Below are 9472 nucleotides of genomic sequence, written 5' to 3'. Positions count from 1 at the left end.
GTGAAGACCTCAACTATCCCCTTTCGATGGAAATAGTCCCTGAGGCTGAAAAGAACTGCACTCTCGATCTCGAATGCAGCCAGGACGCAGGGCCGGCGGATGTCCATGAACCGGGAGTCAAGGCGGGTGTCAAGCTCGCACTCCACCTTCTCCGTGGGATCCAAAGGAAGAGGCACCTGGGCGGCGCTTAAAACCTGAATCTCCGTGGGAAGGATCTCATATCCTCGCGGAGCCTTGGCCTCCGCCTTAACATTCCCCCGGACCATAACCACGCTCTCCCGGCTGATGGAGCGCGCCATCTTGAAAACATCCTTTCCCAGGAGCTTCTTGACCAGAGTTATCTGAGCCATTCCCTCTCTGTCCCTGAGCACCAGGAAAGCTATGCCCCCCAGGTCCCTGATCTCATGGGCGAAGCCCGCCAGCATGACCTCTTTTCCGTCCATATCCGCAGATATTTGGCCTGAATAATGAGTTCTGAGGATCAATTCATCTCACGGCTGCGAGAATGAATTCCTGATATAAAAGCAGTCTGATCTACATGCAGTAGATATATCTGCTAAGGGGATTATAACCTATCCGGGTTTATAGCCATGGCCTCACTCCACGACCTCCTGAGCCAGAAGGATTTCTGGATTTTGCTCTTCTTCTTAGGATGGGTGCTGCTCAACTGGCCTATGCTTTCCTTGGCCGATGGCATAATTCTGCTGGGCATGCCTGCGATACTCGTCTATATATCTGCAGTCTGGATGATACTCATTCTCCTGATGTACCTCTTTGACCGGGGGAATTCTGGTTGATAGGCCAGAATACCGCTCTTGTGGTTATGGTGCTCTATCTGCTCCTTCTTTTCGCAATAGCTAGGTTCTCAGATAATAGAAAGCTAGAGGGCAAGAGCATCGTCAGCAATCCCTATGTCTATGCCCTCTCCCTATCCGTATATGTCTCAGCATGGACCTTTTACGGCTCCATAGGAAGAGCAGCATCTACCGGCCTGGAATTTTTGCCTATATATTTAGGGCCCGTCCTGGCTATGACATTGGGCTGGGTGCTCATCAGAAAGATGGTTCGCGTATCCAAGGAGTACCGCCTCACCTCCATCAGCGATTTCTTGAGCTTTCGCTACGGCAGGAGCTATGCCATCGGCGCAGTGGTTGCTCTGCTCAGCCTGGTCATGGTAACCCCTTATGTGGCTTTGCAGCTGATAGCCATCTCCACCTCATTAGAGACTCTGGCCGAATCCCATACCCTCCTGAGCTTCTCCTGGGAGAGCACCCTGGTGGTGGCCCTCCTCCTGGGCATATTCGCCATGATCTTCGGCGCCCGCCAGCTAGACCCCATGGAGCGGCATGAGGGGCTGATTGCTGTGGTGGCCTTCGAATCCCTGGTGAAGCTGGTGGCTTTTCTGATGATAGGGCTATTCGTTGCCTATGGAATCTTTGGAGGCTATGGGGATATCTTCAGCCAGATGGCTGAACAGGCTCGTAGTAATCCGAATTATTCCAACCTCATGGACGTGGAGTATCCTCTTTGGTTCTCCCTGACCCTCGTGTCCTTTTTTGCCATATTATTCTTGCCCAGACAGTTTCATGTCATGGTTGTGGAGAACTCAGAAGTGGGCCATCTGAAAAAGGCGATGTGGCTCTTCCCCCTCTACCTCCTGCTGATCAACCTTTTCGTTCCGGCCATCGCCTGGGGCGGGTTGCTCCTCAATACCCCCGGCCTCAAGGACTCCTTCATAATAACCATACCTTATAGCCACAATCAAGACCTTCTATCTCTTTTGGTCTTCATAGGAGGGACATCGGCAGCCACTGCCATGATCCTAGTCGAGTCCGTGGCCGTCGGCACGATGCTGCTCAACGACCTGGAGCTCCCCTATATTCTGCGCCATATTAAAAAGCAGAAGAACCTGGCCGATGCACTCCTCAACACCAGAAGGCTGAATATACTCCTGGTTGTCCTATTAGGATACCTCTTCTCCCATGTTGCTGCCTATCAGATACTGGCAGATATCGGAATCGTCTCATTTCTCGCTGCCAGTCAGCTGGCGCCAGCTGCTCTCGGAGGCCTTTATTGGAGAGGAGGAAACCGAAAAGGAGCTATGGCAGGTCTCGTTTCAGGATTTCTGCTCTGGTCCTACACCGCCTTGATACCCACCATGGCCGGGGACGATGGCATGCTCTCAAGCCTGGTTAGAGATGGAGCCTTCGGCCTGTCTTTCCTCAGACCCACAGACCTATTCGGCCTCGGCCTTGACCAGTGGACCAACTCCGTATTCTGGACGCTGCTGGTCAACACCAGCCTTTACATCCTCGTATCCCTTCTCACTAAGCCCAGTCTCGAGGAGGAAAGCATCGCTAAATCATTCATATACGGTGCAGAAAAAGCGATGGCACAGGGCGAGGAGCTGCCAGTTGAGCCCCGAGCTATGCTTTATGGGACAATAAGCGAGATCGAGACGACCCTTGCAAAGTATATAGGAGAGGAAAGAGCAAATCGTCAGGTCGATCTATATCTGAGGCAACTGGGAGCGACCAGAGAGACGGTTAGCCCCAGGCAACTTCAGGAGCTTTGGAACCAGTTCGAAAAGACCCTCACCGGGTCAGTAGGACCTTCTGCCACCAGAATGATTGTAGAGGAACAGGTTCCCGTTAAGCCAGTGGTGGAAGAGAAGAAGGAGACCCTTCCCACCTATGATCTGACGAGGGGAAGGATATACATAGTGCCTGATATCGCTTATGAGGTCTTCACCGACCAGATCACCCACGGTGTAGAAGGGCTGTGTATCACCCACTCCTCCCCGGAGGAGGTCAGGCTCCGCTGGGGATTCAAGGAGACGCCCATCATCAAGCTGAGCGACGAGAAGAGAAGCGATCGATACATCTCACCCCGAAATCTGCCCCTCCTATTCATAACCATAAAATCGTTCGTCGACTCCAGCAGAAACAGCATTGTGCTCATCGACAGCATAGAAAAGCTGGTGAATGAGAACATGTTCAAGGTTCCAGAGAGGGAGATGCTGGACTTCGTCTATCAGATGGAGCTGCTGGGAAAAAGGACTCATCTGATCCTGGCTGAGGGAGAGGATTTCGTCCATATGGAACTGAATTCCAGCGTCAATGAGGCAAAGGAGCTATTGTTCACCCTGGGTCCCCTCTCAGAGTACCTCTTTCGGCTCTTCTCAGATACGATGCTCTCCGCACTGAATGAAGGGGTGAGAAGAGAGGTGGTCATGAAAGCCAATGAACTTATTGCAGCAGGCGGATTCTTTGAGGTGGCTCCAAAGAGAGATCGGCCCTCTGACGAAGCCGGGCCGGCCTGCGAGCCAGATATGCAGGATGCTCTGACCGCCATTCCCAGTTTGAATATCAGACCAGGACTGGTTCTGACCAGGCATAGCTTTTTCCTCGCTTTAAGGAGGCTGGACAGAATCATCAGAACATTTGATCCCACCTTCGATATCAAGGATACATTGGCTGAGATCATGAAGAGCTATGGAAGGAGCCCATTTGAGGTATCGCTTATCCCAGGGACCACGTATATCGTAGAGGAGGAGAAGCCCAAAAAGAGCCTGGAGGTATTCAGCGAGCTGGTAGCTCATGGAATGGAAGGGTTATGCCTCAGCCGACACAATCCCGAGACTCTGCAAGAGAGATTCAGCATACCTCCGGAGACTGTGATATGGCTGACTCAAAAGAGCGAACCAGGATACAGAACGGTGGACCCCACGAACTTTCCCAGGTTGAGCGGCATGATCTCCGAATTCCTCGACCAGGCCAACTATCCAATCATCCTCCTGGAAGGCATGGGCTACCTGATCACCCAGAGCAACTATGAGACTGTGCTCCGGTTCGTTCAATTCCAGAGAGATGAGATTGCCATGAAGAACGCAATAATGCTGATCCACATTGATCCGTTATCCTTGGATACAAAAGAGCTCCACCGTCTGGCAAGCGAGATGGAGCCGTTCAGAGGCTGATTAGGAGAATTTTTAATAGCTAGACTACCCTAATATACAGCTATGATCGAAGTTGGAATAGTCTTGCTGGCGGTCGTTCTCATATTCGGAGCCTTTCTTTTGCTGAGGTCCCTTAAAAATTTCGTCATAAACGCAATCGCCGGCCTCTTTATTCTTTTCCTGGCCAATCAGTTCATCAGCGCGGATATCGGCTATAGCTGGCTGGTCATACTGATTTGCGGAATCGGCGGGGCAGTTGGAGCAATCCTCTTGTTAGCCCTTCATTTCATAGGATTAGGCATCTAGAATAGAGAGTGCCCTGAGAGGTGAACAAAGCATATTGGCCCAATCGAGATGAGAGGCATCAGGAACCGGATGAACGGAGATAGGAAAGCCATAGAGGGAGATTCAATCAGATAAATAAAAATGTATATTGGGAAATATATCAGAGCCCCAAACGAGCTTGCTGGGGGACAGTGACATTGGTCAGATCCTTCAGCCGGTAATCCTGTTGCAGTATTGACTTGAGCTTGCCGGAGTACACACTCAATGTTATCTCTTTGGTCCGGCCATATCTGCCCTTACTGATCACAATGGTATGCAAGATGCCAAGCATATCCAGCTCCGCAATGAGATCTGTGATCCGGCGATGGGTGAGAAAATCGGTCTCTACCAGAGGACAGAGCTGTTTGTACATATTGTAGACCGCACTAGTAGTGATGTTTCTCGTTCCTTGCTCCTCTAAGAGAATGATGCTATAGAGCACTAGCTTAGATTGGGTGGGCAGGGTCTTGATGACTTCTTCTACCCGATCCTGCTCTATCTTATCTCTGGCCTGGCGGACATGAACCTCCGTGACCACAGTAGATCGGGCCCTTTCCGCCAGCTCTCCAGAGATGCGCAAGAGGTCAAGGGCTCGGCGGGCGTCTCCATGCTCTTGAGCTGCGAATGCCGCGCAAAGAGGTATTACGCTCTCCTGCAAGGATCCGGAACAGAATGCGACATTGGCCCTCTGTTCCAGGATCTCTCTGATCTGCTCAGCATCGTAGGGCGGAAAGATGATCTCGTCCTCACCAAGAGAGCTCTTCACCCTGGGATCAAGAAACTCTGTGAACTTGAGGTCATTGGATATGCCGATGATACTCACCCGCGATCGGAGGAGGTCGGAGTTTACCCGGGAGAGGTTATAGAGAACATCGTCTCCCTTTCGCACCAATTTATCCACCTCGTCCAGCATTATCACTACAACTTGCTTCTCCTCATCTAGGGCATTCCTAAACTCTGCATAAACCTGGTCTGTGGGCCAACCGGTCATCGGAATATCTCTGTCGAAGTGCCTTGCCAGGTGGGCCAGAATCCTGTACTGGGTATCGACTACCTCGCAGTTGATGTAGATCACAACGCACTTCATATCTTCAAAGCTGGCCTCTTCCAGTTCTTTTCCCACATATTTGGCCACCGCTGTCTTTCCGGTGCCAGTCTTTCCGTATATGAGGACATTAGAGGGCGTCTCACCTCTCAGAGCTGGGACCAGAATCGATGCAAGGTTATTGATCTGCTCTTCTCTGTGAGGCAGTTTGGATGGTGTATATGTAGGACGCAGGATGTCTCTGGATTGAAATATCTCCCCTTGCGCCAATAAATCAGCAAATAACCCTCTGGATATAGGTACCAAGATAATTCCCCTTGAACATTTTAAAATCGTCCTGGTGGATATTAAGAGTTATGGTTAACTCCCCTTCATTTCCTCTGGAAATATTGGCCTCCTACCCCATGATTTCCTCTGGAAAAGAGATAAAACTCCAGCGAATACCCTGATAGATAATAAAATAAAACTAGCTATTTCTAGGTTCTCTTTTATTCATATATATATCTTCCTCTCTACAGAGAAAGAGACTATGTTTTAATCTATGCAGATAAACATCTTAAATCTATAGCTAAATGATACGTAACCACATAAAAAAGCTGCAATTTAAGTAAGTAGTTACTAAGAATATCGATTATATTCTTCGCGATACGGATGATAGTTCAATAGTTTTTGTCGACTGTTAGTAACAGGATCAATAAACGCTAATGAAACCAGAATCCGTAGCTAGCGTCTTCATCGCAATTTCAGATCACGTCCAGTTGAATGCAAGCGCTAAACCGATGAAATTGAACCTTGATATCTCAAGAGCATCACCACGAAGGATTTACAGCTATTGCCATCGGATGGAAGATATTTGAATAGCAGGAACTGAAGCATAGAGAATGCCGACAAAAAAATGGATGGAGCCCAAGATGACCTCAGTGAATGCAGGATCGAAGAGTCAAACTCATCCTGCATATCCAACCAAGAACGATTAGCGGAGGGACAGAGGTCACATAGGCTTGAGTTCCAGTGGAAACCATACGGTCCCTCTCATAGGCCGTGGAAAGCTGCTTGGCTATCTGGTCCAAAAGAGGGATTTAGCTGACTGGTATGGTCTCAAGCTGGCTAGCAACATTCCAGATCAGGGTTCTGGTATGAAGTGGAATATTAGGGTCATTGCTTATCTCATCGAGTATGGAAATGGCAGATGCGGCCTTTATCGCCTCGTTTACGCTCTCGTCCATGAGGATGGTCTTGACGCTCTCTGCAGAGCGCCTGATATTCCTCGGGACTGCATCATCGCTCATAATACGTTCTAATACCTCAACACATTGCTTAAGGACATTTTCAGCTGTCATAGAACCACCACCCATATCTATGGGAAAAAGGTTATGATGTTTATCTGCCTTTGATTCAAGGATGATATATCGTTGTATTTAAACGTATGTGGTAATGCTGGTGATGGGACGATGGAAGAAGATGAAGTACTCAGCAAGATAACCAGGCTTCTTGAGAGGGGATGCACAATGCTGGCTACGCACCATGACTGCGGAGCGCCCCTATTTCGCTGTCAGGGAGAGATAGTCTGCCCGGTCTGTTCATTTCAGGATGAGCAGGTCCATGGTGAGCAGCTTTCCGGAGCTGGAAGAGAGGCTTCGGAGCCTTCGGGATCAGAAGAGGATCGGCCGGATCACGAGCCCGGTATGCCTCTCTTGCAGGCGGCAGGGAAGAGTTTGCCTGGCGGAACGAGGAGTACGGGCCCCTTTGATGAGGAGAGGATGGATGGCGGGCTTATGGAGGCGAAGGCTGGGCTGCGCGCATCATTGATCGCGCGGCTGGACGAGCTCTCTGCAGGCATAAGATCTGAGCAGGATCTGGATAGGCTGAAAAAGATGCTGGACTGTGCAGAAGGACTGCTGCGTGTGCTCCGATCGATGTGAATAGAATCAAGCTCTTTTTTCGAAGGCAATGCAGCTTCCTGTGAGGATCAAATGGCCCTCTGCTCAAGATTGCCTTGCTCGGGCCAGTTTCATAAGGCGCGCATTTCAGGGCTTCTGCTTTCCACTGGAAATCAAGGGGTTGGTCAATTGTGTTTGAAAAAGTTTAGAGAGTGTGGTATAGCTCCGATATTATTTCCCCTTATACTGGTATTATCGTCCATCACTGGCTGCATCGAATTGGGATCCCAACCACAGCATGCCTCATCCGCTGGCGGTGCAGCTCAGCAGTCAGAGGCGTGGTCGGGTCAGCTGAAAATGGAGATAGACCCCAATCTGGATATCGATCTCTTCAGCCTGCGGGGAAATGTCGTTCTCACCGGGAATGGCACTCTACCTTATCTATTGCTCAATGCCACCCTCCGCCAGGGGAAGGCCTCAATCTCAAGCACCAAGTACCTGCTGATGAGGCTGGAGACGAACAGGGATTACAGCTTCGAGATCGCCAAGAACCTCGAACTACTTCCCGGCAACTACACCTGCACCCTGGAGGCATCAGGCCCTGGCGGCATTCTGGCCAGCGAGAACAGAAGGTGCAGCCTGGCTGAGGATCAGGAGGATCTGATCTCTAAAAGGATCTCCTCTGGGGAATTGATATCGATCTCTGATGCTCGTGCCCTTTATGCCGGCAGATCTCTCTATAGATATGAGTCAAATGAGGATGAAGAAGAGCCAGAGGAGGATGCAGGGAGAGAGGGCGAGAAAGAGAGAAAAATCGAGCGTGTCGAGAGTACGAAAGCTCGTGCTCTGATATCGTCAGGAGAAGGGCTAACCACCAAGCTTCAGGCTCCAGAAGAGGCCGAGCAAGAGGATTCGAAGGAATCAAAGGCAGAGATATCGGCAGAAGGAGAAGACTCCAGGTCAGAGGATGAGAATGAGGCCGATGATCGCGTCGCAGATGAATTTGATGCATCAGTTGGTTCAGGCGAAGATGGAGATGGTGCAGGGGATCCTGAGCTTTTTGATGGTAGCGCCGGCGCCGATGCCGATGGTGGCGAAGCATCAGTCAGCAGCGTTGTGGTCATGGATGAATCAGATGGAAAGAAGGAGTCAGAAGGGAATTTCGTAGGCAGCAGCACCTCTAAGAAGTACCATCTCCCTGACTGCCGCTATGCCTTGAAGATCAAGCAGGAGAACAAGGTCTATTTCCAGAGCGCCGAGGAGGCAAAAAGCCAGGGATATCTTCCCTGCAAGAGCTGCCATCCCTGAATTCATCCGTTCACAGCGGTCCGATGAGAACGCAGGAGAGACCGGGGGCCTGAGGGGGAGAGGCAGTGCTCCCTCTCTCGATCCTTTCCTGGGGGTAGCCAAGATCTGTTAGGGCGAGCACGCTTCGCGCGAGCCCCCTCTCCTCCAGCAGCCGGCAGACCCCTTCCAGATCGGTGCTGTCATCGGTGAGAAGAAAGACGGATTTGTTCCGGCTCAGCTCCGATGCTATTGCCTCTGGGTCCATCCTCCGCCCGTGGACTGTGATGGGGACCACATCAAGCTCGCTGATCTTCAGGCGAGCGCAGGCCACCTGCAGGCTGGATATCCCTGGGATCACCCTGCCCGGCAGATAGCCCAGGCCGGAGAGCATGGGGTCACCGGTGCTCAGAACCACGGCCTCCTCTGGCAGAGATGAGAGCCTCTTGTAGTCCTCTATCTCCCTGACAATGCAGTCCGGGTTGATATATTCCCTGGCCAGGTCTATCGACCTCTTCGATCCATAGATCAACCTCGCCCGGCCGATGGCCTCCCCGGCTTCCTGGGTCATCATGCCCGGGCCGATGCCCACTCCTACGATGATCATGGAGCCTCCAATAAGATCCGCCCATCCCTATGGAGGAGAACGATACGGGTGCGAGGCAGCTTCTCTTTGGCCCTCCTCAATCCCAGGGCAATGTTCTCATGCTCCGGCTCTTTTTCCACCATCTCCGCCACGGTATTGTACCCCGTATTCTCCAGTATCTCGGGCCAAGCCCATTTTAGTATCAGAGCGGGAAGGCCACATAAGATGCTCTCCTGATCAGGCTCAAACTCCAGCCGGCCCAGCTGGTTTCCCATAAGCACCGCTTCGTGATCGGGAAAGAGAATTCGACTGAGCTTGAGTCCGGTTCTGCCCGTGCTGACCACCACCTTCTTCGCCCCTTTCAGCTCCTCAGCCCTCTCATTTATCAGGTGCTC

8 protein-coding genes and 1 pseudogene are annotated in these 9472 nt (G+C 51.2%); 4 read left to right on the top strand and 5 right to left on the bottom strand.

Annotated elements, in window-relative coordinates:
• On the bottom strand, window positions 1-443 hold a 443-nt coding region (locus tag BP727_RS05675; protein WP_286857810.1), incomplete at its 3' end, for an OB-fold nucleic acid binding domain-containing protein.
• A 350-nt stretch (window positions 444-793) separates the two neighbouring features.
• Here BP727_RS05675 and BP727_RS05670 point away from each other — a divergent pair.
• The gene (locus tag BP727_RS05670; RefSeq protein WP_013719337.1) at window positions 794-3979 is read left to right on the top strand and encodes a sodium:solute symporter family transporter; all 3186 of its coding nucleotides are present in this window, start codon (window positions 794-796) and stop codon (window positions 3977-3979) included.
• Between the two features lie 42 nt (window positions 3980-4021).
• Entirely contained in the window at window positions 4022-4264 is a 243-nt protein-coding gene (locus tag BP727_RS05665) for a pro-sigmaK processing inhibitor BofA family protein (protein WP_013719338.1), read from the top strand.
• A gap of 139 nt (window positions 4265-4403) precedes the next feature.
• Here BP727_RS05665 and BP727_RS05660 read toward each other — a convergent pair whose 3' ends face one another.
• Window positions 4404-5633 (bottom strand): ORC1-type DNA replication protein, encoded by a 1230-nt coding sequence (locus BP727_RS05660; protein WP_013719339.1) that lies wholly within the window; start codon window positions 5631-5633, stop codon window positions 4404-4406.
• Between the two features lie 773 nt (window positions 5634-6406).
• Window positions 6407-6682 (bottom strand): UPF0147 family protein, encoded by a 276-nt coding sequence (locus tag BP727_RS05655; protein WP_193373741.1) that lies wholly within the window; start codon window positions 6680-6682, stop codon window positions 6407-6409.
• 96 nt (window positions 6683-6778) lie between these two features.
• Between BP727_RS05655 and BP727_RS05650 the strand changes: the two genes are divergently transcribed.
• Both BP727_RS05650 and BP727_RS05645 read left to right on the top strand, forming a co-directional pair.
• Window positions 6779-7249: an Sjogren's syndrome/scleroderma autoantigen 1 family protein gene (locus tag BP727_RS05650; protein WP_286857805.1), complete on the top strand. Its 471-nt coding sequence runs from the start codon at window positions 6779-6781 to the stop codon at window positions 7247-7249.
• A gap of 315 nt (window positions 7250-7564) precedes the next feature.
• A complete protein-coding gene (locus BP727_RS05645) occupies window positions 7565-8515 on the top strand; it encodes an Ada metal-binding domain-containing protein (protein WP_052297538.1) in 951 nt (316 codons plus the stop codon).
• A 10-nt stretch (window positions 8516-8525) separates the two neighbouring features.
• On the opposite strand, the gene BP727_RS05640 is transcribed toward BP727_RS05645, so the two are convergent.
• Window positions 8526-9098, bottom strand: a complete 573-nt coding sequence (locus BP727_RS05640) for a cobalt-precorrin-7 (C(5))-methyltransferase (RefSeq protein ID WP_286857803.1) — start codon at window positions 9096-9098, stop codon at window positions 8526-8528.
• A pseudogene (locus tag BP727_RS05635) lies at window positions 9095-9472 on the bottom strand (cobalt-precorrin-5B (C(1))-methyltransferase); the annotation flags it as partial. The pseudogene BP727_RS05635 and the gene BP727_RS05640, both read right to left, overlap by 4 nt.

Source organism: Methanosaeta sp. UBA356 (assembly GCF_002496465.1).
GTDB classification, from domain to species: Archaea; Halobacteriota; Methanosarcinia; order Methanotrichales; family Methanotrichaceae; genus Methanothrix; species Methanothrix soehngenii.
Note: the sequence above shows the minus strand (reverse complement) of the source record. Positions and strands in the feature narration are given on the sequence as shown.

Coding starts and splice junctions, on each gene's coding strand:
- BP727_RS05655 (WP_193373741.1), bottom strand. CDS start 6,682: ATGGGTGGTGGTTCTATGACAGCTGAAAATGTCCTTAAGCAATGTGTT.
- BP727_RS05640 (WP_286857803.1), bottom strand. CDS start 9,098: ATGATCATCGTAGGAGTGGGCATCGGCCCGGGCATGATGACCCAGGAA.
- BP727_RS05665 (WP_013719338.1), top strand. CDS start 4,022: ATGATCGAAGTTGGAATAGTCTTGCTGGCGGTCGTTCTCATATTCGGA.
- BP727_RS05645 (WP_052297538.1), top strand. CDS start 7,565: ATGGAGATAGACCCCAATCTGGATATCGATCTCTTCAGCCTGCGGGGA.
- BP727_RS05650 (WP_286857805.1), top strand. CDS start 6,779: ATGGAAGAAGATGAAGTACTCAGCAAGATAACCAGGCTTCTTGAGAGG.